The organism is Brucella rhizosphaerae, assembly GCF_002252475.1.
Classification (GTDB): domain Bacteria; phylum Pseudomonadota; class Alphaproteobacteria; order Rhizobiales; family Rhizobiaceae; genus Brucella; species Brucella rhizosphaerae.
Genome location: NZ_NNRK01000017.1, coordinates 87,826 through 109,716, shown reverse-complemented (window position 1 = coordinate 109,716; position 21,891 = coordinate 87,826). Strand labels below are relative to the sequence as shown.

The window sequence follows — 21,891 nt, the reverse complement described above, 5'->3', positions numbered from 1 at the left end:
AGTGCCGCCTTTCCTTATCAAAAATTTTTGTGTCGCTTAAATTTGTTCCGCATAGATAACTTCATCCGACCGCCACAAGGCATCATGCTTGCCCCAGTATAGTTCATAAACCTTCGCCGTGATCGGCCCGGGTTTCCCATTGCCATATATCTGGCCATCTACTTTCGTGACCGGCATAATACCACCCGCAGTCGACGTTATAAAAATCTCGTCAGCGTGTTCCAGTTCTTCAACTTTCACAGGGCGAACCTCAACATCGAGTTCAACCTCTTGTGCGAGCTCAATAACCGTGCGTCGTGTCATACCTTCAAAAATACCTTTATCGGGCGTGGCAAGCTTGCCATCTTTAACAAGGAAAATATTGAATCCGGCCCCTTCGGTAAGGTTCCCCTGGCCATCGGTGAGCACGGAGACAACCGCATCCTTATCATAAGCCTCAAATATTCCCATCGTGAGATCAAGCCAGTGAAAATTCTTGATACGAGGGTCAACCGATTCCGGGGGAATTCTCCGGACGGAAGATACAATCATGCTCAGGCCATTGGCGCGTTGTTCATCGTTGGCGATCCAGACAAATGGCTGAGCAAACGCATAAAAGCGGTTTTCACATTCCCGGGGGTCGCGCGAACCGGGTTTGGGTACTCCGCGTGTGCAGGTCATTTGCACATAAGCGTTCTTCAATCCAGAACGACGAACCAACTCATGCAGAATTTCGGCAATTTCAGTGTTGCTATAGGGAAGTTTCATGCGCAGGCCCTCCATCGATTGATGGAAGCGCTCTATATAATCCTCAAGCCTGAAAAAATGGCCATTCCAGACATGCGTCACGTCGTAAGTGGCATCTGACCGAACAAAACCGCGATCGGTAATGGGGATGCAAGCCTGCTTCAACGGCACATATTCTCCATGCATAAAGGCAATCCCGTCTTTTGGATCATAGCTCGTGATGTTCATGATTTCCCCTATATGTTTATCGTTTGACGCCACGTGAAAGCGCTGCGTGTGTTTAATATCAATGACGATCAAAATCATTAATTGGATACATATTTGCATAAACTGAGGTTTATATCTAGATTAATGCTATTAGAATCGTCATATTGAATACAATTATCTAAAGACTATTTTACTGAGGGGGAGAAATGCCCATGGAAACGAACAAATTTCCTGGAATGCGCGGGATGGAGCACGTTGGCTTTACAGTGCCCAACCTAGAAGAGGCCATCGACTTCTTTACAGAAATCTTGGGGTGCGAATTATTTTATAAGCTGGGGCCATTTCAGTCAGACGACGACTGGATGGAACGGCAATTAAACGTTCATCCACGAACAATAATGAAACAACTCGCATTTCTACGTTGCGGATACGGTTCCAATTTCGAGATTTTTGAATACACCGCACCAGATCAAAGCGTTCAACAACCTCGAAACAGCGACGTCGGAGGCCATCATCTGGCGTTTTATGTAGATGATATCCAAACGGCAACAGACTACTTGCGTAGCAAAAAAATTCGAATGCTCGGAGATCCAGTGGTTCGCGAAATGGGGCCAAGTGCGGGGCAAACATGGATCTATTTTCTAACCCCTTGGGGTATGCAGCTCGAGCTTGTCTCTTTCCCTAGCGGAAAAGCTTACGAAAAAGACACTGTGAGGCATCTATGGTCCCCCGTTGAACCGGCTAGATAAACTTATATAGTTATCAATCAGAATCTAAAGTCATAGGCGCGGAGCTTTTTAATGCTCACTGAAAATCAAACGTCATCGGCAGTTGCCAGTAATCGCATAACTGATGCGATGCGTGACGCTATTTTAAAGGGCGAGTTAAAGCCCGGCAGCCGTCTAAGGCAGGAAGCCCTTGCGTCTACCTATAATGCCAGCCGCATTCCAATACGCGAGGCCCTACGTCAGCTGGAAAGCGAGGGGTTGATTACGCTTGTTCCCAACAGCGGAGCCTGGGTCTCCAAACTTGATCAATCGGAATGTGTGGAAATCTACAAGATCCGCGAACAACTGGAACCGCTGGCTCTGAGAGAAAGCTGTCAAAATCTCTCCGATGCAACATTAACCAGGCTTGAAGAGCTCGTCACAGAGATCAGAGATGCCCAGGACATTGATGAGTTCCTTCATCTCGACCGTGAGTTTCATTTGCTAAGCTATCAGGGTGCCAGAATGCTCACCCTGCTTCAAATGATACGACAATTCTGGAACTCAACCCAACAATATCGGAGAGCATATGCGCTTTCAGTGGAATTGAACGACCGATCGGCTGTTCACCACGAGCATTGGCTGTTAGTTGACGCACTTAAAAGAAAAGACGCTACTCATGCTGGCCTGATCCTCGGTGGACATATACGCCGAACCAGAATGGAATTACTTCACCGGCCGGATCTCTTTCAATAAACTAGCGCTCGGCTGCCCATCTTATCAATGAAAGAGCAAACTTATCATAGGCTCGTATAAAATGGGAAATGGACAGCTTTCCCGCTGGATAGAGCTATACTCCAACTCAGTTTGATCCAGATTGTAAGGTGATGGTTGTGCAAAGCAGCGTTAGAAACGAATTGATTGACCCGATCAGCAACAATTCAATCATTTGATAAAAGTAAATTAAAAATAATAATGAATAGTTCACAGTATAATTCTTAAATACTTTCCGAGTTTTTTCCGAATCTACCGTCAACGCATTTGTTATGTTAGACCCTGCTGGCAAAGTCATGCAACCATATTTTTACGGCCGCAATAGCTAGGACTGCCTCGAAAGATTTTCTGGTTTTGTCATATTGAGTGGCAATGCGACAGAATTGCTTTATTCTGTTGAATACACGTTCGACGCGGTTACGATCTTTGTAAGCTTGGAAGTCGCAGATAGCGTTTTTTTGCAGTTCGCTTTGGACGAAATGACAGGCTTGGTACTACTGCCAAGAAGTGCTTCTCGAATGCCATTGCCATCATACAATCATAGCTCAACGAGTATTTTTAAACGCACGTCCCATAGGTTTTTTCTGCATCGCGAGCTGCATCCGCAGACCATGGCGCTGCAAACGCTCCGATCGTAAAGCGCTTTAAACTTCCATTCCGCTGGAATTGGAGAACAAATATCTTTTTACCGGCTGGCGCGACTTTGCCCCCTTAAGTTCATCGTCTCAATGAAGGACATCTTTGGTGGCTGGTTCAATTTCGTCAATGTGACGCTTTCATAATTTCATCACTCAGCCACGAGATTGCTAGCAATCAACTAAACGGGAGAAGCAGCCATCTGCCTTCAAATCCCTCCATACCAATCATATCCCTGATCTTCCCAATAGCCGCCTCTTCCGCCCTCTATGTTCGCAAAGCCGGATACGAGTTCTATAGATTTGATATACTTGCTCATTTTGTACCCAAGTTGTCGTTCGACGCGCAGGCGGAGGGGAGCACCGTTCTCTACCGGTAAAGTACCGCCGTTGAGGCCGTGAGCCAGCATAGTCTGCGGATGACGCGCATCAATCAGATCTATACTGCCGTAGAACGAGGCGGGGCCGCTTATAGTTTGTACCGCATCAAAACAGTGGAAGACCACATAACGTGCAGACGCAAGGGGGCGAACAAGATCGAGTATCTGGCTTAAGGGAACTCCAGACCATTTGGCAATTGTGCTCCAGCCTTCAACACAGTCGTGGCGCGTGATCTGGGTGCGTTGAGGCATATTGCGTAACTGCTCCAGAGAAATGCGAAGGGGAGCCTCCACAAGACCATGTACTTCCAAGCGATAATCGGCAAAATTCCCAGCCCGTAGAGCTTCATACTCTTCTGTTTCAGGGTTTGTTTCGCCGTTAGGCTTCTGTCCCTGTCGTATTTCACTTTCGCTATATTCTCTTGCCAAAGCGTCCCTGCCCTGCAACCCGCGTTGGACTGCATAGGTCAGATCATTCGCCTTTTGGAGCACACGCCGGGTGGTGCTTTCATTTTCGCCGATAAAGTCAAATGCGTCACAACCGCTAAGAAGAACGGATGATGCGGCGACCCCGGTGACGCTCAGGAAACGTCTTCTGGATAGCTGGAATTTGGTCATGGCAGCTTTTCCGTTTCGTCTTCGGACCGGTCGATACGGTACCATCCGGAAATCATTGATTTCAGTTCGTTGATGGGACCTGCGGCAAGCACCATTGCGATATGAACCAGGAAGAACAACACAAGTAACAAAGCGGCTGTAAAGTGAAGCGTTCGTGCGGTCTGTCTTCCCCCGAGCCACTCAGTCAGCGGAAACACTGCGTCGACACCCGGAGACATCGCCAGACCTGTAACCACAATCAATGGGAAAAGCCCAAAGAAGACGGCAAAATAGGTCAGCTTCTGCAACGGGTTGTAGGACTTTCTGTGTTCAAAGCGAAACTTCAGATGGTCAAGCATATCGCGCGGCAAACGGCGAATATCTAAAACGGACGGCAGAATGTCTTTCTTCAGGTGTCCGTTAAGAATACTGCCCGCAAGCCATAGTGCGAGTGTGGTCACAAGCAGCCATGCAAAAAAGAAATGGACTATCCGCCCAGTAGCAAGATCGCGGTACGACGGAATGGTCAATGCTGGCGGAAAGGCCTGATAGTGTGGCGTATCCGCTGTGCCTGTTACGCCCAGAATGCCAGTCGTGCCAATTGTCTGGCCCAGAATGTCGACGCGGCCTTCAGGACCGTGTTCACCATCGACGGCATAAATCGCAAGAACCGCATTGTCATAGCTAAAACCGGATTCATTGCCGAGATAGAGCGTCGGGTGCGCGTTGAATATCTGCAATCCCGACAAAAGAAGGAAAAAGAGGCACGCGGCCCAAACCCAGTGTGTGATGCGTGTCAGCAAACGCTGACGATATACGAGCTGTCCCATAGCATTGCGCTCCAGCAAAACGCCCGCCAGTCTGAGGGAAGACCAGCGGGCAATGGCGATTACTGTGGCTTCTTCATGGTATCCGATTTCATGGTGTCAGATTTCATGGCATCGCTCTTCATTGCCTTGTCGCCATGCTTCTTCATCTTCTTCTTGGTATCTTTTTGCATGGCGGCGCCCTTCATGGCGTCCTGCTTGCCCATGGAGTCCTTTTTCATAGTGTCCGTCTTCATCGCGCCAGACTTCATGGTGTCAGACTTCATGGTGTCAGACTTCATGGCATCGGTTTTCATCGCGTCTTGCGCAAAAGAAGCCGGCATGAAAGAAAGGCCTGCAAGCAGGGCAAGTGCCGGGAGGACAACGATGTTCTGTTTGATGGTCATAACGATACTCCTGTTGATCTTCGCGCCAATGGCGCGTGACGAGAAGAGTTTCGTCAGGCAGAGGAAAATGGTTACATCAATCACGCCGATGTGATCATCTGTCCGGAATATGTAACCTTTTCCGTTTCTTTCACGAATAAGCCGGTGAGTAGGAGTTGCAATCTGACCTATTCGAGCGAAGAGAGGTTAAAGAGCCTGATGTTACTGGCGCTGGATGGAAATGAAGCGGCCTACCGGACGCTGCTTGGCGAATTATCACGCCTTCTCACGTCCTATTTCCAGCGACGTCTTTTCAGTGGCGGCACGGAAGCTGAGGATCTGATGCAGGAAACGCTGCTGGCGATCCACACCCGACGCATAACTTATGATCGTGATCTGCCTTTCATGCCCTGGGTCAGCGCAATAGCCCGTCACAAACTGTTCGATCATCTGCGCCGACAGGGACGGCGAGCGACCACATCGCTCGAGGACGACATTCTGTTTCCCGATGAAGCGGATGCCACAAATGCCCGCATGGATGTGGACAGAATGCTGAACGATATACCAGAGCGTACTGCCGGACTGATCCGCAAGGTAAAGATCGAAGGGCAATCCATTGACGATACTGCGCAGGCCACAGGCATGAGCCAAAGCGCAGTCAAAGTAGCCATACATCGGGGTCTAGCGACACTTGCCCAAAAGTTCGGGGGTAAAAAGAATGACTGATAACCTGATCAACCGGCTGGCAGTTGACGTTAAACCCGTTGCGTCGAACGCCATGCGCCTGCTGTTTTTGCGCCATGCTGGCGGTGGCATAGCAGCCGGGCTTGTCATCATGCTCCTATTGTTAGGTGTTCGTCATGATCTGTCTCTGGCTATGACAACGGCTGCCTTCTGGACCAAGCTTGCCTATGCCACATTCTTGCTTTTGATTTTGGTTCCCGCAATTTTTGCCTTGTCCCGACCGATCCATGCCCGGATGAACTGGCTGCCTTTAGCACTGCTTCTTGTTTGCCTGATTGGGGTCGCACTGTATCAATGGGGAAATGCTTTGCCTGAACAGAAGGATGTGCTGGTGTGGGGACGTACCGCGCTCGTCTGCCCATGGCTGATCGTTCTCATATCTTCGCCCATGTTGGCATCGCTTCTTGCAGCTATGCGCAGGCTGGCTCCTGCTAATCCGGCGCTTGCAGGTCTCGCCGCAGGCATCTTATCAGGCGGAAGTGGCGTTCTTGTCTATTCGCTCCATTGCCCCGAGACAGGGATTCCGTTTGTCGCGATCTGGTATACGCTCGGCATCGCCATCACTGGACTGCTTGGCATGATCGGCGGCCGTCTTTTGCTGCGGTGGTAACGCAGATAGACCTTGAATCAGAGAGGTGTAATCTATAATCGGCTGTTATGTTATTGGGCTCTGTGGGCTGATTGCCCAACGGCTGGACATTTAATTCGTATTCGCTAATTAAGATATTTCTATAATAAAAATTGAGATACTCCACGCATGAACTCATGCGACATGAATAAATATCAATTCATCACATGCCTGTTAAAAGGAGATCGTCGTGACCATACTGAATGCAATCATCGACTTTCTGAACACGATCTTCTGGAGCTATATTCTCCTTTATGGCCTTATCGCAGTGGGATTATATTTTACATTTCGCCTTGGGTTCATACAGTTCAGACATTTTCCGGAGTTCTTCCGGTCAGTCATGCGCGCACCGGCAAATGACGCCAGCGGCATCACACCGTTTCAGGCACTCTGCACCAGTCTCGCATCGCGGGTCGGCACAGGAAATCTCGCTGGCGTAGCTGTGGCTCTGTTTCTGGGTGGTCCGGGCGCTTTATTCTGGATGTGGGTCGTCGCCACCGTGGGTATGGCAACTGCCTACTCCGAAAGCGCTCTGGCGCAGCTGTATAAAATCAAAGATCACAATGGCCAGTATCGTGGTGGTCCTGCCTTCTACATCTCACGTGGTTTGAATGCTCCGTGGGCCGGCGCCATCTTTTCGGTTTGCCTTATTATTGCATTCGGACTTGTGTTTAACGCAGTGCAGGCAAACTCCATCGCTGACGCTGTGCAGGGCGCTTTCGGCATCGAAAAAATCTGGGTCGGCGTTACACTTGCCGTACTGACAGGGATCGTGATCTTCGGCGGTATTCGCCAGATCGCACAGGTTGCCGAGTACGTCGTACCGTTCATGGCCATCGCTTATCTTGGTATGGCTCTTTATGTAATTGTCGCAAATATTACTGCCGTACCCGGAGTGATTGCCCTTATCGTCAAGAGTGCTTTTGGTATTGAGCAGGCTGCGGGTGGTATTGCAGGAGCCATGCTGAACGGCGTCAAGCGTGGTCTGTTTTCAAATGAAGCCGGTATGGGTTCCGCGCCTAACATTGCAGCCGTCGCCACGCCCTCACCTCACCACCCTTCGAGCCAGGGTTTTGTGCAGGCTCTTGGCGTATTCATCGACACAATCCTGATCTGTACCGCCACAGGCATCATGATCCTGCTGTCAGGCGTCATGACACCGGGTTCGGAGCTGACCGGAACACCACTGACACAAGAAGCAATGGTGGTACACATTGGAGAGGCCGGTCGCTATTTTATTGCGATTGCCATTTTCTTCTTCGCCTTCACCTCAATCATCGGAAATTACGCCTATTCAGAAAACGCGATGGTTTTCCTGAAACTCGACAATCGGGGGACAATCGGCGCTCTGCGTGCGGCTGTTCTGATCATGGTAATCTGGGGTGCCTATACGACCGTCGCAACAGTGTTCAACATGGCCGACGCGGCGATGGGTCTGATGGCATCGGTCAACTTGATCGCTATCGTGCTTCTGTCAGGGACAGTCGTCAAAATCACCAAAGATTATTTCAATCAGCAAAAATCAGGTGAACCGCGCTTTGATCCCGACAATTTCCCCGAACTAAAAGATAAAATAGACTATTCTATCTGGTCTGAGAAATAACGTCGTAACCACATATATTCATTCTGGAATGATAGTTTGATTCCGTTCTTTAATTCATTGAAGAACGGATATCAAAATCGCATTATCATGAAGTCAATTGAGAGAATTATACTGGCCAAATAATAATGGCCAAAAACATTTGGGATTCTCCGAATAATGCTATAGCGTTTCCCCAGTTCCTAGGGAGGACATTTTAAAATGCAGTGGGGGAACGATCTGCAAGATCCCCCAACTCAGTCGTGGTTTTAGCGCCACGGCGACATTTATTGATGGGAGGAGGAAGTATGCAAATTTTTAACCGGAAAACGACTGTTTCTCTGGCTACAGCACTGGGCTTGGTTCTGGGTGCGGCGCAAGCCAAAGCTGAAGAGTTTGTGAATATTCTGACTGGTGGCACCAGTGGTGTTTATTACCCGCTCGGCGTTGCAATGGAAAAAATCTATTCCAGCATTCCTGACGTACGGCCATCGGTTCAGGCGACCAAAGCATCGATAGAAAACATCAACCTTATCAACAGCGGTCGCGGAGAAGTAGCGTTCACTCTGGGAGACTCCTTGCGAGACGCCTATGAGGGGAATGAAGCCGCTGGCTTCAAAAAGAAACTCACCAATCTCAGCACTCTGGCAGCAATCTATCCGAATTATGTTCAGATCGTTGCCTCCAGGGAATCCGGCATCAAGACACTGGCTGACCTCAAAGGTAAGCGACTTTCCGTCGGCGCGCCAAAGTCTGGAACCGAACTGAATGCACGAACCATTCTGGAAGCTGCGGGGCTTTCCTATGACGACCTCAGCAAGATCGAATATCTGCCTTTTGCAGAATCGGTTGAGCTTATGAAGAACCGCCAACTTGATGCCACTTTGCAATCGTCCGGTCTTGGTGTCGCCTCGTTGCGCGATCTCGCCAACGCCGTAGACATCAACGTGGTTGAAGTTCCCGCCGATATCATCGAAAAAATCGGTGCGCCCTATCAGGTCAATACGATCCCGGCAAATACTTACAGCGGACAGGACAAGGATGTCGTAACGGCTTCCGTGATCAACTATTTGATCGTTCGTCCCGATATGGACGAGGAACTGGTCTATCAAATGACCAAAGGGTTGTTTGAGAATCTCGACCAGCTGGCTGCCGCCCATTCTTCGGCAAAAGCAATCAAACTTGACAAAAACACCATCATCTCGCCGGTTCCTATACATCCTGGCGCACTGCGTTATTACAAGGAAAAGGGCATCGAATAAGCCCGGCTGGCAATCGTGGCAGGGTCTCTCTGCCACACCCGGAGGATCAGAGCCCGAGCCGGATAACTCGGGCTTCATCCCTTTTCCAACAGTTCACATCTGATCTGATCTCATCGGGTCTTCGGAGCAGCTGTTTGTTTTAACTGGTATAATCTGATGAAGGTTCGTTCATGACGCAGAGCCAGAACAACGCCGTCGAATCGGCCGAGCATATTCCTGGCTGGGGCAACGGCACAGGAGCGAAACTCCTGTTTGCCATCGCCGTGGCTTTTTCCGTTTTCCAGCTATGGACTTCTGCCTATTCGCCATTACCGAGCCAGGTGGTTCGCTCCATCCATGTCGGATTCCTACTCCTGCTACTGTTCGGCCTTTATGCGAATGCGAGCACGGTCGCTGCCAAAAGAGCAGCCTTCTGGCTGGCTGCTATCGTGTCCTTTGTGCTCAGCCTTTATCATTGGATTTTCTACGAAGACCTTGTGATCCGGGCGGGTGAGCCCAATACGCTGGATATTGTGATCGGCATTCTCGTCGTCGTGCTCGTCTTCTGGGCGGGAAAGAAAATGATGGGCTGGACCTTGCCGCTCATCTGCGCGATATTTTTGGCATATGGCTTATTCGGCCAGTATTTACCTCATCCTTTAAATCACCGGGGATATGATTTCGAACAGGTGGTTGAAGTTCTCTTTCTGGGAACCGAAGGCATCTACGGGACTCCCATCTACGTCTCATCGAGCTATATTTTCCTCTTTATCCTGTTCGGAGCATTTCTCGAACGCGCTGGCATGATCCAGCTTTTCAACGATATCGCAATGGGAACAGTTGGCGCCTCGCGCGGAGGGCCAGCAAAAGTATCCGTGATCTCATCCGCGCTCATGGGAACGATCAATGGCTCCGGCGTCGCCAATGTTGTGACGACAGGCGCGTTCACCATTCCGCTGATGAAGCGATCCGGTTTTCGCCCTGCATTCGCCGGCGGTGTTGAGGCTGTTGCGTCTATGGGTGGGCAGATCATGCCTCCAGTCATGGGTGCCGTGGCCTTCATCATGGCTGAAACGCTCGGCCTGCCTTATGTCGATATCGTCAAGGCAGCAATCGTACCTGCAATTCTGTATTTTATCACCGTCTTCGTCATGGTTGATCTTGAGGCGCGTCGCCTCAAGATGAAGGGCCTGAATAAGAGCGAAATGCCGAGCGCTTTGGAAGCAATCAGAAAACGCTGGTTTCTTGTGTTGCCGCTCGTGGCGTTGGTTTGGCTCCTGTTCTCGGGCTACACACCGCTTTTTGCCGGCACTGTCGGCCTCAGCCTGACTGCGCTTATCATCCTCGGCGTACCGGTTTCCGGCGGCATGTCCATGCCCCTGCGGATTCTGTTCTGGGTGGTGCTGGGCGTCATGTCAGCAGCTGCTTTCGGTACCACCTTCAACATATTCGGCTACGCCTTACGCGGAATTACGCTGATTATAGTTCTCGTCGCTGTTCTGGTCGCTATCAATTTTCTGGTACGCGGTGGCCGCGAGACGCTTAATCTTTGCCTTCAAAGCTTAGCGGAAGGTGCCAAGAACGCGCTCCCAGTGGGCATCGCCTGCGCCCTTGTTGGTATCATCATCGGCGTTCTGGCAATCACGGGCGCTGGATCGACTTTTGCGCGTGTGATTGTGAGTGTCGGAGAAAACTCGCTGTTCTTCTCGCTGGTACTGACAATGCTTACCTGTCTTGTGCTTGGCATGGGCATTCCGACCATCCCGAACTACATCATCACCTCTTCGATAGCTGGGCCTGCGCTTCTTCACCTCGAAGTACCTCTGCTGGTGTCGCACATGTTCGTCTTCTATTTTGGCATCATGGCTGACCTCACCCCTCCCGTTGCTCTTGCGGCTTTTGCAGCTGCTCCAATCGCACGAGTATCGGGAATGAAGATCGGCATGCAGGCGATCCGCATCGCGGTCGCAGGCTTTGCCGTGCCGTTCATGGCCGTGTACGAACCAGTCATCATGTTGCAGGAAGGCGGTCCGCTTTCAGAAAAAATCGGGTTCTGGCCAGCCTTCGCCTATATGTTCATCAAGGCGCTGCTCAGCATCCTGCTTTGGGGTGCGGCAGCGATCGGCCATCTTCGGACCCCATTGAATATGTGGGAACGCATATGGGCTTTCGTCGCAATTGCCCTGATGCTTGCCACCTATCCTTATAGTGATGAACTGGGCTTTGCTGCCTGCGCAGCTTTCCTTATCTGGCATTTCTGGAGATCGCGACCATCGGTTGTCGCGTCATCCGGCTAAATGGCGGTCTGTATTGCAACAGCTGGCGGCGTCATAAAAATCGCCGCCACAAGCTTTCTGCTTTCATGGACGCACAGCGTTGAAAAAGTGCCTTGGCAAGAATCCTGGGCAGTCACATCTCAAGGGCTGGTTCTGTCTGAGGCACGTATCAAAGGGTCGGGAGCAGGCATGGACCCTCCCCCAGATGCAGTCCTGCAAGACGGTTGGTATAAATATCACCCGCACATCCCACCCCGCCAGGAAATCGTTCTGGCCGCTTCCGGCAAGACTGGCGGCGGCTGGACTTTCTGCGCAGCTCAAAAATGCATCGAATTGGGTAAAGACGAAACGGCACCAATCCGCATCAAAACATGTGACTAAATCATATTGTAGAACGCTGGGTGAATATTCCGAATAGTGGAAGCAAATCTTGCAATAGGCTTTTTAAAACAAATTGTTAGAACTTCGATCTGATAAGTCACAAAGCTTCGCAACCTATTTTTCAGGCTTAAAAAGCTGTCATCCCTTCTATCGCTGAACCTGATCGATTGGCGAACGCCAAAGCATTCCCGTCAGTAACGCCCAGCAACACACATCACCGGGTGCGTTTAACCTTTTCGGCCGAGTTGATGCTTGTCCAACTCCAACCAGCCGTCAGATGCTTCCCTATGCTGTTCTGCTGAATTCCCGCATCAGGCTGTGATCTTGTATCGATTGTGGATGGCTCGGCAGGTCGAAGCATCACCATATTGACTGGTATGGTAGTATGGTATAGTCAAAAAAGAGGAGGAAGAATATGCAAAGTCAATTGTTGCGACCAAAGCACATAAGTGTGGTGGATCAGCTTTACGCTGCATTGCGGGCTGCCATCATTGACAATGCATTGTCCCCCGGCACCAGAATTTCCGAAGCAGACGTGGCTCAGCAGTATGGTGTCAGCCGCCAACCCGTGCGCGAGGCCTTCATTACCCTTGCCAATGAAGGCCTGCTTGAGGTCCGCCCTCAACGCGGCACCTTTGTGGCAAAAATTTCACTACAGGCGGTGATGGATGCACGCTTTGTGCGTGAAGCGGTTGAAGCCGATATCGTTAAGCTTCTGGCTCAATCCCCCGACACTGCGCTTGTAACAGAACTGCGGGTGCAGCTCGTTCGTCAGGAAGAACTCATCGGCGGATCGGCCCGGGATTTCATGGATGCGGATGAGATTTTCCATCGTACTCTGGCTGAAGGCGCCGACAAGGGCAAAGCCTGGCGCGTCGTCGTAGAGATGAAGGCCCAGATGGATCGGGTGCGCTTTCTTTCAAGCATGCATTTCCCGGTTGCTCGCCTGATTGCCCAGCATCGTGAAGTGGTTGAGGCCATTGCAACGGGAGACGCCTCCCGAGCCGAACAATTCATGCGGCAACACCTGCAGGGGATTCTGATTGATCTCCCCGTGATTGAGCAGGAGAGGCCCGAGTATTTTCTATAGCGCTGCACAATGCAGCAATGACATCATTCCAGAGGAGGAAAGAATGAAGTTTCGGAATTTTAAGCACATAGCAGCAACCTGCGCGATGCTCGCATTGATGGGAGGCACATCGCTGGCACAAGAGGTTACTCTCAAGCTCGGCCATCTCGCCAATGAAGAGAACATCTGGCACAAAGCCGCGCTGAAATTCGCTGACGAGGTCAAGTCTCGCACCGAAGGGCGTGTAGCCGTTGAAGTCTATCCGAATGAATCGCTCGGCAAGGAAATCGACGTCATCAACGGTATGCAGCTCGGCACCGCCGACATGACCATTACCGGCGAGAGCCTACAAAACTGGGCTCCGAAAGCGGCCTTGCTGGCCCTACCATATGGATACAAGTCGCTTGAACATATGGACAAGGTTGCATCAGGTGATATCGGTCAGCAAATCGAAGCCGAAATTATCGAAAAGGCGGGTATCCGTCCTCTGACCTATTTCGCGCGTGGTCCACGCAATCTTTCGGCCAACCGCGAGATCACCAAGCCGGAAGATCTGAAAGGCTTCAAAGTCCGCGTCCCGAACGTTCCAATTTTTGTGGCCGCTTGGCAGTCGCTTGGTGCAAACCCGACCCCTATGGCCTTTTCGGAAGTGTTCACCTCGCTTCAGAATGGCACCATCGAAGGACAGGAAAATCCGCTCGCTCTCTTCAAATCGGGTGGCTTTTATGAAGTTCAGAAAGTCATCAACAAGACCGAACATGTTCGCTCGTGGATTTATCTGACGATATCAGAGCGCAGCTGGGGCAAATTGTCGGAAGCAGATCAGGCAGCATTGCAGGAAGCAGCTAAAAGCACTCAGGCCTATGAGCGTGAGTTGTTCACCGCAGACGAAAAAGCACTCGTCACTGATCTGGAAGCGCGCGGCGTAAAATTCGTCGAAGTCGATCAGGCCGCATTCGCAGCTAAGGCAAAAGACGCAGTTCTCGCATCGGTGCCGCAGGACATCCGCCCTCTGGCCGAACAGGTTTTCAACGACTGAGATAAAGGCGCTGCCGGATTAAATCCGGCAGCTACCTGTCGAGGACACCATGACAAAAACATTCAAAGGATTGGAGGGCGTCTGCCGCCTTCTGATACTCGCAACATTTCTCGTGCTTATGGGCACAGTCTTGCTGCAGGTTTACGCACGCACGTTTCTGAGCACTGCTCCGGTCTGGACTGAGGAGCTTACCAGGTTCTGCTTGCTCTACATCGGCGCGCTGGGCGCAGGTCTTGCCTTGCGTAGCGGCGACATGGTCAATGTTGACCTCTTATGTGAAAGCCTGCCCGGTCGTATGCCCTGGCTGCTGCGATTGGTCAGTGCAATCCTGACAGTGGTTTTCGCAGTCGTGCTTCTGCCTGCCGCATGGGATTATACCACCATTGGCAGCCGTCAAACGGCCCCTTCTCTCGGCTGGCGCATGGACTTCATCCACGCATCGCAGCTTATTCTTTTCGTTGCGCTCACCCTTTGGGCAGTTCTGCGCATCATCGAAATGCTGACAGGCCGCCATGATGGGCGCCCCATCCCCAATTCGGAGGAAAACTGATGGGTCTGACCCTTCTTCTTGGCACGTTTGTTCTGGGCCTTGCCATCGGCTTGCCCGTTGCCGTGACATTGGGCCTGTCTTCAATGGCCTATCTACTGTTTGCGGACATCCCACTCGTTGTTATCCCTCAGAAAATGTACGCAGGGATGGACAGTTTCGTGCTGCTTTGCATTCCTGGCTTCATTCTGGCTGGAAATCTCATGAATTCTGGCGGCATTACCGAGCGGATCATTCGCTTTGCCAATGCTCTGGTCGGCTGGATGCGCGGCGGCCTTGCACAAGCCAATATCGCAGCATCCATGCTCTTCGGCGGCATTTCCGGAACAGCGGTCGCTGACGTAGCGTCGGTTGGCGGCATGATGATCCCCGGCATGAAGAAAGTTGGATACCCCGCTGATTTCTCGGCTGCAGTCACCGCTGCCTCATCGACAGTTGGCCCCATGATCCCACCGAGCGTTCCCATGATTATTGTCGGATCGCTCTCCGGCCTTTCAGTTGGGAAACTGTTTCTCGCCGGTGCAATGCCCGGATTATTGATGGGTTTTGCGATGATGGTCACAACCTATTTCATCGCAAAGAAGAAGAACTTCCCCCGCGAAGATTGGAAAGGGGTCCGCGAGTTGTTCTCGTCGTTCACAGGAGCGATCTGGGCAATTGCAATGACCGCCCTGATTGTCGGCGGACTGCTGATCGGCATCACCACACCAACAGAAACTGCCGTGGTGGCATGTCTTTATGCAGCCCTCGTCGGCCTGTTCATTTATCGGGAATTGCCGGTAAGCCGTATCCCCAAGATCATCATCGACAGCGCAATCAGCTCGGCTGGCATTCTGGTGCTGGTCGGCACTGCGAATGTCTTTGGCTGGATTTTGGTCGCAGAGCGCATTCCGCAGACACTGGCAAATGGCGTTCTCTCCATTACCGACAACAAGTTTCTCGTTATTCTGCTGATTAACATTCTGCTTCTGTTCGTTGGCATGTTCATGGAAACGATTGCGGCTCTGATCATTCTGTTCGTACCTTTGCAGGCTCTGGCGATAGCGGTCGGCATCGACCCTATTCACTTCGCCTGTTTTGCAGTCCTGAACCTGATGATCGGCCTGACGACACCCCCCGTCGGTGTCTGCCTGTTCGTTGCGTCTAATATTGCAAGACTGCCACTGTCACCGGTGATCAGGGCCATCATTCCCTACATCATCACCAATATTATCGTTCTTCTGATGGTCAGTTATTTTGCGCCTCTGGCGACATGGCTGCCAAACACATTGATGCCATGAGGTTGCAATGACAGAATTGCCCAACACCCGTGTAATTTGCCTGCATGCACAGGATGATCTGAGGATCGAGAACAGACCACTCGGAGCACCAGGCCCCGGTGAGGTGATGGTGGCTGTTCAGGCTGGCGGCATTTGTGGGTCGGATTTACATTACTGGCTGGAAGGCGGCATTGGCACCATTCGTGTCCGGGAACCCATCATCCTCGGACATGAAGCTTCCGGACGGATCGCAGCACTTGGCGAAGGCGTAGCCGGCCTCGCCGTCGGCCAGCTCGTTGCAATGAACCCATCGCAGCCCTGCGGTAGTTGCAGTTTTTGCCAGCAAGGATTGCCGCGCCATTGCACTGCGATGCGTTTCAAAGGCTCCGCAATGTATCTTCCACACGAGCAGGGTATGTTTCGCGACAAAATGGTAATTGCTGCGGATCAATGCTTCGCTGTTCCCGATGACATCGATCCGGGTGCGGCGGCCTGTTCGGAACCGCTGGCAGTTTGCCTTCATGCAGCCAACCGCGGTGAGGCAATCGCTGGCAGTCTGACGGGTAAGGTTGTGCTCGTTACTGGTGCTGGCCCTATTGGGGCACTTTGCGTGGCGGTAGCGCGAATGCGGGGCGCCGCTGAAATTATCGTGACAGATATTCAGGACGCGACGCTGGCCATTGCCGCAAAAATGGGAGCCAATCACGCAGTCAATATTGCAACCAACCCGACCGGGCTCGACCGATGGAAAGAAGGTAAGGGCAAGGTTGATCTGGTGTTCGAATGCTCTGCCGCAGCACCTGCAATCAATGATGCAATTTCGTGTCTGCGCCCACTCGGCACAATGGTGCAGGTGGGGGTCGCCGGGCCAACGACAATGCCTCTGAACGTGATGGTCGGCAAGGAAATCCAGTTCATCGGCTCGCAACGTTTCGATACTGAATTCGCTGAAGCCGTGCGCCTTATCGGATCACATGCAATCGATCCACGCCCGATCATTACTGCCACGCTGCCCATCACCGAAGCGCTTGCCGCCTTTCGCGCAGCTATCGACCGATCGCAATCGGTCAAAGTTCAAATTACTTTTGCCAACGCATCCGCACGGCACTGAAAATAGAGAGACGACAATATGAGACAGACCTGGCGCTGGTTCGGCCCCAAGGACCTGGTATCCATCGATGATATGTTGCAGGCGGGAGTAGAAGGTGTCGTGACGGCCCTGCACCATGTTGCAACCGGTTCGGTTTGGTCGCCGGTGGAAATTGAGAAGCGAAAAGCAGATATCGCCAGTATGAAGAACGGGGATGCTTCCGGTCTGAGGTGGGAGGTCGTCGAGAGCCTTCCTGTGTCCGAGGACATCAAACGCCAGACGGGTGACTGGAAGACGCATATCGCAAACTGGAAGACCTCAATGCGCAACCTGCACGACGCGGGGATCGAGGTCATCTGTTATAATTTTATGCCTATCCTTGACTGGACGCGTACCGATCTGGCCTATCGATTGCCAAATGGCGCAACTTGCATGCGCTACGACGCCATTGATTTTGCTGCCTTCGATTTGTTTCTTCTACAGCGCGAAGGTGCATCAGACGATTACAGCTCAGAGGTTCTCGAGGCGGCACGCAAGCGTTTTGCGGAGATGTCTGACGCTCGGCGTCTCGAGCTCTCCGGCAATGTCGTGTTCGGCCTGCCCGGTGCTGCCGAACGCATGTCTATGGAGGACGTGAAGGTTCACCTGGCAAATTACGACAATATTTCACCTGAGCGCCTCAGGGGACACCTGATCGATTTTCTAGCCGAGGTAAGCCCGCTGGCAGAAGAACTCGGTGTACGTTTGTGTTGCCACCCGGATGATCCTCCGTTTCCGCTTCTGGGGTTGCCACGCATCATGTCTACCGAAGCTGATTACAAAGCGGTGATGGACGCGGTGAACATTCCAGCAAATGGCATCACGCTATGCACCGGATCGTTGGGAACACGAGCCGATAATGATCTGCCGGGCATGATGAAACGTCTGGGTGAACGGGTGCACTTCCTGCATCTGCGCAACGTTGCGCTTGAAGATCCTCACCTTGGCGGTTCGTTCCATGAAGCGGCTCACCTCGAAGGTCACACTGATATGGTTGCAATGATAGCGGCCATTCTGGCGGAGGAAAATCGGCGCAAAGCCGCCGGTCGTAAAGACTGGCAAATTCCTATGCGCCCCGATCATGGTCAGGATATTCTTGACGATCTGAACCGGAGGGCACAACCGGGGTATCCGTCCATCGGTCGGTTGAAAGGCCTGGCGGAGTTGCGTGGGATCATGACCGCGCTGTCACATCCGGATGTCAGGGTCGTTGAATGATAAGGCTATCAGCACTAGCGAATGAAGGAGCTCCAGCCACATGGCCCGGTTATACACCGGAAAACCATGCGGCCGGTATCGTTCATTTGGGGCTTGGTAATTTTGCCCGTGCCCATCTGCTGTCTTATACCGATACTGTTCTGGCGCAAAAAGGTGGAGATTGGCGCGTAATCGGTGTGTCGCTGCGTGGAACGGCAGTTGCTGACAGTTTGAACCCGCAGAACGGTCGCTACACGATGATCACACGCGGCGCGGTTACCGAAGCGCGTGTGATCGGAGCGTTGGAAACAGTATTGGCCGGGCCTGATGTCCATCGTGATGCGTTGGTCGCCATGACATCGCCCAACTGCCGCATTGTCAGTCTGACGGTGACAGAAAAAGGATATGGCATCACCAGTGATGGTCAGCTGGATCGCATCCATCCTGCTGTCGTTGCCGATCTTGCAAATCCTGATGCCCCAAGCGGTGTGATCGGCCTGATTGTCGCGGCGCTCGCCCGCCGCATGCTGTCGGAATTGCCGCCATTCACTGTGTTAAGCTGTGACAACCTATCTCATAACGGCCAGAAACTGCGTAACGCAGTATTGAGTTTCGCGCGGGAAACCCGCGGAGAGCAGCTTTCCAATTGGATAGAAAACAATGTCAGCTTTCCATCATCCATGGTGGATCGCATCACACCAGCCTCCAATGCCGATACAGCAAGAATTGCGGCTGAGCTAACCGGGCGGGAAGACCATGCTGCGGTAGAGACCGAACCTTTCACTCAATGGGTAATCGAGGATCAGTTTTGCGCTGGGCGACCAGAATGGGAATGCGCAGGCGTCCTGTTTGTCGATGACGTTACTCCATATGAACGCATGAAACTTCGGATGCTGAACGGTGCCCATTCCATGCTGGCATACAGTGGTCAGTTGTCGAGCAAAACATTTGTGCGCGATGTGATGGCAGACCCCGACCATGCCGCTCTCGTTCAGCGCCATCTTGCAGCAGCCGCGGCAACTGTGAAGGGACTAACTATTGATCTCGACGGCTATGCATCTGCCCTGGCCGAACGATTTTCCAATCCGGCGATTGCCCACTCTACAGCACAGATCGCAATGGATGGGACACAAAAGCTTCCCCAACGCATAACGGCTCCGGCATTGGAGACAATTGCGGCTGGTGGATCGATACGCCCTTTTGTATTTTCGTTGGCTGCCTGGCTCGCTTATCTCGTTCAAAAGGATCACGACGGCCAGCCTATACCGCTCAACGACCCGAAAGCACTTGAGCTTCAGACTGCGTTGAAAGCCGTGGAAACACCAGACGATATTATTCGTGCAGTAGCGCTCGTCTGTCCTGACATTCTTCCAGCCATATTGACGAGTGGGGCCTTCGGCACTGAACTCAATGATATGCTGACGGCCATTCTCTCAGAAGGAATGAGCTCCGTTATCCGGCAGGAAGCTATGGAGCATTACTAATCATGTGTATCAGCCGGTGCCTCTATCAAGGCTCCGGCTTTTGCATGAGATAATCTGCAACCGCCTGATATGCAGGCAAAGAGGTTGGATCATTATGCGCATTTCCGGCCTGCGGATGTGAGGCGAAACGCGCAATCACCATTTCAGCTTTGGGGTCTATATAAAGCGCCTGTCCGTGTACTCCGCGCGCCGTGTAAGCTCCATCTGCATTGTGCGAAACCCACCACATGCCGCGATAGCTCCAACCTGGCAGTAGTTTGTATCCAGCTTTTTCAAATGCCTTCTTATCGCCGCCGCCCTTGATACTGGCAATGGCAGCGACAGGTATAAGACGCTCGCCGTTGATCACACCATCATTCAACAATAGCTGCCCCAGACGCGCCATATCGCGTAATCCGGCATTGAACCCGCCGCCAGCAAAGGGTGTCCCGATGGAATCGACCGTATAATAGGCATCCTGCTCAGTCGCCAATTTGCTCCAGATACGTTCCGATAATAGCGTTGCAACAGACTTTCCCGTAACGCGCGCAATAATCCAGCCAAGCGCATCAGAATTTATAGTCCGATAGCCAAAAGCTTCTCCATGCTCACCCTGTTTACGGACCATTCTCAGATAGTCGAAATAGCTGCGCGGCCCATTATAATCAGAGGGCTTCGGCAAAGGGTTGCCTGCCGCCGAGTATATCCAAACATCCGCATTCGGATCACTGTAATCCTCGCTGTACTTCAAGCCTGTGGTCATATCCAATACCTGCCTGACAGTCGCATCTCCAAATGCACTTTTCGCAAGCTCTGGCACAAGGCTGCTGACTTTTGTCGCTTCATTGAGCGTACCATCCGCCACCAGCATCTCACCCAGCAAACCAGTAATTGATTTGGTTACGGACATTGCCCCATGCTGACCTGAAACGTCCAGACAGCCGGAATAGCGCTCATAGACAACCACGCCCCGATGCAGAACAATGATCCCATCGGTATAGTTCTCATCAAATGACTGTGCCCACGTCATTGTTTTATCGCTGCCCAGCGGGTTGAAAGTCACGGCATCAATCGCTGGATCAGGCTGCTGCACCAAAGGCGCTGGAGCACCTATGCCACGGCTGACATTCATCGTCGGCATTAACTGACGAAAATGGCAGACGGTCCAGCGCATTTTCGGAAAACTAAAATAATCGGGATCAGAAAAGCGAATAATCTTATCTTCAGCCGGAGGAGCACCTTCCATCCAGCCCAGCACGCGAGGATCAGACGTTTTAGCCGACATTGCATCTGTCTCCTGCGACCAAGCTGTCTGGGAAGAGCCGGACAACATTCCGGCAGCCAACAATAGAATTTGTGATACCCGCAGGACCATCGATGGACCAATATTCTCTGAACAACTCCGAGAACTAATAGTTAACAACGACATTGGCAAATCCTCCGGCCCAAATTGATGCGTCAGCGTTGATAATTGAATCAATACCCGCGCCTGCTAATGACGCGCTGACCCTACTGTAAGATAGATGTTTGCGTTTATTGGATGATTGTAATCCAGAACCACATCATCCGCCAGATGATCGCTCCTCACCCCTGCAATGGGGTTCGATATGCCGTCATTCATTTCGATGCATGGACCTTGTCTAAACTGGATTGGACCAGGTAGCTGGTTCGCACACATATGAGAATGGCACAAAGCAAATGTATCACCCAAATGTTTGAATGGTGCAGCTCTGAGCCGACGAGCTGAGTAGCTGAATGAAACTTACATTTCTGCCGATTGCATTTGACCTGTCAATTGGCGTATCAAAACCAATGAAGCCCTAATCGTTACCGGATGAGAGTTCAATGGCGCATCAATCAGAACCTATTCGTCATCCGGGGAGTCAAAGTTGAAAGATCGTCTATTTTTCTTCTGGATAGCTATCTTCGCTCTAGTGACAGGTGGCTTCAACTGGTTGCTGAATCCAACACCGCCTCAGTCCCCCTCAATTGGTGGAGGTGGCTATGACCTATCCAAACCCGTCTACACATTGCTACTTCTGGCTTTTTTGATTTTATGGACACTGATCACGACATCGATCGGTCTGAACATCAAAAATCGTCGGACTTCCCGACGAGCCT

General features: G+C 51.7%; 21 protein-coding genes. 15 read left to right on the top strand and 6 right to left on the bottom strand.

Annotation, left to right across the window (positions count from 1 at the left end):
- Positions 1-36: 36 nt before the first annotated feature.
- The gene (locus tag CEV32_RS02685; RefSeq protein ID WP_094574455.1) at positions 37-954 is read right to left on the bottom strand and encodes an aminotransferase class IV; all 918 of its coding nucleotides are present in this window, start codon (positions 952-954) and stop codon (positions 37-39) included.
- Positions 955-1,145: 191 nt separating this feature from the next.
- Here CEV32_RS02685 and CEV32_RS02680 point away from each other — a divergent pair, with 191 nt between their 5' ends.
- Together CEV32_RS02680 and CEV32_RS02675 are read left to right on the top strand one after the other, a co-directional pair.
- Positions 1,146-1,682: a VOC family protein gene (locus tag CEV32_RS02680; protein ID WP_235818695.1), complete on the top strand. Its 537-nt coding sequence runs from the start codon at positions 1,146-1,148 to the stop codon at positions 1,680-1,682.
- Between the two features lie 51 nt (positions 1,683-1,733).
- Positions 1,734-2,396, top strand: coding sequence for a GntR family transcriptional regulator (locus CEV32_RS02675; protein ID WP_094573900.1), 663 nt, complete (start codon positions 1,734-1,736; stop codon positions 2,394-2,396).
- A gap of 293 nt (positions 2,397-2,689) precedes the next feature.
- Here the strand turns inward: CEV32_RS02675 and CEV32_RS24055 are convergent, their stop codons facing one another.
- The 4 genes from CEV32_RS24055 to CEV32_RS02655 form a co-directional block, all read right to left on the bottom strand.
- Complete coding sequence (locus CEV32_RS24055) at positions 2,690-2,863, bottom strand: transposase (protein WP_374882755.1); 174 nt, start codon at positions 2,861-2,863, stop codon at positions 2,690-2,692.
- A gap of 395 nt (positions 2,864-3,258) precedes the next feature.
- Complete coding sequence (locus CEV32_RS02665; protein ID WP_094573899.1) at positions 3,259-4,047, bottom strand: molybdopterin-binding protein; 789 nt, start codon at positions 4,045-4,047, stop codon at positions 3,259-3,261.
- A complete protein-coding gene (locus CEV32_RS02660) occupies positions 4,044-4,856 on the bottom strand; it encodes a cytochrome b/b6 domain-containing protein (protein ID WP_094573898.1) in 813 nt (270 codons plus the stop codon). Before CEV32_RS02660 ends, CEV32_RS02665 begins: the two co-directional genes overlap by 4 nt.
- A 59-nt stretch (positions 4,857-4,915) precedes the next feature.
- On the bottom strand, positions 4,916-5,239 hold the full coding sequence (locus CEV32_RS02655) for a pentapeptide MXKDX repeat protein (RefSeq protein ID WP_094574451.1): 324 nt from the start codon (positions 5,237-5,239) through the stop codon (positions 4,916-4,918).
- Between the two features lie 198 nt (positions 5,240-5,437).
- Between CEV32_RS02655 and CEV32_RS02650 the strand changes: the two genes are divergently transcribed.
- From CEV32_RS02650 to CEV32_RS02590, 13 genes are all read left to right on the top strand, one after another.
- Positions 5,438-5,944 carry a sigma-70 family RNA polymerase sigma factor gene (locus CEV32_RS02650; protein ID WP_094573897.1) on the top strand — a complete coding sequence of 169 codons (507 nt, stop codon included), beginning with the start codon at positions 5,438-5,440 and terminating at the stop codon, positions 5,942-5,944.
- The gene (locus CEV32_RS02645) at positions 5,937-6,572 is read left to right on the top strand and encodes a DUF1109 domain-containing protein (protein WP_094573896.1); all 636 of its coding nucleotides are present in this window, start codon (positions 5,937-5,939) and stop codon (positions 6,570-6,572) included. Before CEV32_RS02650 ends, CEV32_RS02645 begins: the two co-directional genes overlap by 8 nt.
- Before the next feature lie 217 nt (positions 6,573-6,789).
- On the top strand, positions 6,790-8,193 hold the full coding sequence (locus CEV32_RS02640) for an alanine/glycine:cation symporter family protein (protein WP_094574449.1): 1,404 nt from the start codon (positions 6,790-6,792) through the stop codon (positions 8,191-8,193).
- Positions 8,194-8,477: 284 nt separating this feature from the next.
- The gene (locus tag CEV32_RS02635) at positions 8,478-9,431 is read left to right on the top strand and encodes a TAXI family TRAP transporter solute-binding subunit (RefSeq protein WP_094573895.1); all 954 of its coding nucleotides are present in this window, start codon (positions 8,478-8,480) and stop codon (positions 9,429-9,431) included.
- 170 nt (positions 9,432-9,601) lie between these two features.
- Positions 9,602-11,707, top strand: coding sequence for a TRAP transporter permease (locus CEV32_RS02630; RefSeq protein WP_094573894.1), 2,106 nt, complete (start codon positions 9,602-9,604; stop codon positions 11,705-11,707).
- Entirely contained in the window at positions 11,708-12,067 is a 360-nt protein-coding gene (locus CEV32_RS02625) for a DUF1850 domain-containing protein (RefSeq protein ID WP_094573893.1), read from the top strand.
- A 415-nt stretch (positions 12,068-12,482) separates the two neighbouring features.
- Complete coding sequence (locus CEV32_RS02620; RefSeq protein ID WP_094573892.1) at positions 12,483-13,157, top strand: GntR family transcriptional regulator; 675 nt, start codon at positions 12,483-12,485, stop codon at positions 13,155-13,157.
- Positions 13,158-13,200: 43 nt separating this feature from the next.
- Positions 13,201-14,175, top strand: coding sequence for a TRAP transporter substrate-binding protein (locus tag CEV32_RS02615; protein WP_094573891.1), 975 nt, complete (start codon positions 13,201-13,203; stop codon positions 14,173-14,175).
- A 49-nt stretch (positions 14,176-14,224) separates the two neighbouring features.
- Entirely contained in the window at positions 14,225-14,725 is a 501-nt protein-coding gene (locus CEV32_RS02610; RefSeq protein WP_094573890.1) for a TRAP transporter small permease, read from the top strand.
- A complete protein-coding gene (locus CEV32_RS02605) occupies positions 14,725-16,002 on the top strand; it encodes a TRAP transporter large permease (protein ID WP_094573889.1) in 1,278 nt (425 codons plus the stop codon). The genes CEV32_RS02610 and CEV32_RS02605 overlap by 1 nt, the downstream gene beginning before the upstream one ends.
- Positions 16,003-16,009: 7 nt before the next feature.
- Positions 16,010-17,092 (top strand): L-idonate 5-dehydrogenase, encoded by a 1,083-nt coding sequence (locus CEV32_RS02600; RefSeq protein ID WP_094573888.1) that lies wholly within the window; start codon positions 16,010-16,012, stop codon positions 17,090-17,092.
- Positions 17,093-17,110: 18 nt separating this feature from the next.
- Positions 17,111-18,328: a mannonate dehydratase gene (gene uxuA, locus CEV32_RS02595; RefSeq protein WP_094573887.1), complete on the top strand. Its 1,218-nt coding sequence runs from the start codon at positions 17,111-17,113 to the stop codon at positions 18,326-18,328.
- On the top strand, positions 18,325-19,791 hold the full coding sequence (locus tag CEV32_RS02590) for a mannitol dehydrogenase family protein (protein WP_094573886.1): 1,467 nt from the start codon (positions 18,325-18,327) through the stop codon (positions 19,789-19,791). Before uxuA ends, CEV32_RS02590 begins: the two co-directional genes overlap by 4 nt.
- A gap of 25 nt (positions 19,792-19,816) precedes the next feature.
- On the opposite strand, the gene CEV32_RS02585 is transcribed toward CEV32_RS02590, so the two are convergent.
- Positions 19,817-21,055, bottom strand: a complete 1,239-nt coding sequence (locus CEV32_RS02585; RefSeq protein WP_094573885.1) for a serine hydrolase domain-containing protein — start codon at positions 21,053-21,055, stop codon at positions 19,817-19,819.
- Positions 21,056-21,891: the final 836 nt, after the last annotated feature.